The following is a 374-nucleotide window of genomic DNA, read 5'->3' on the forward strand; positions in this document are numbered from 1 at the left end:
GCGGCGATGATGTCTCCAGCGCCGAGGGCGTAGCTCACCTTCACGGACGGCGCGAACAGGTTGTGGTCGTGCGGGAAGTTGAAGAAGCTGAATTTCCCGGACGTCTGGAAGATGTTGTTCTGGATCGTGGCCCAGCCCGCGCTCGGCGACGGTCCGGTGACGCGGTAGTAGTACTGGTCGAACAGCGTCGCGGTGTCGGAGGACCGGATGACCGTGTTGTTCTGCACCACGTAGCCGCTCGGCGTCGTCGTGGTGTCCCACGCGATGAACTGCTGGTAATCGTCGCTGACGTTCTCGCTGACCGTCACATTCGCCGTGGACGTCTCGGTCACCTCGAGGAAGCCCTGCGACCCCCGGGAATAGTTGTGGTGAAT

General features: G+C 62.3%; 1 protein-coding gene. It reads right to left on the reverse strand.

Translation table 11 applies throughout. The features are described 5' to 3' along the window. Window positions 1–374, reverse strand: a 374-nt coding sequence (locus ACZ3HH_RS29455) for a hypothetical protein (protein WP_465810042.1), incomplete at both ends; no start/stop codon positions are given.

Source organism: Pseudomonas sp. PME37.24/025 (assembly GCF_055556615.1).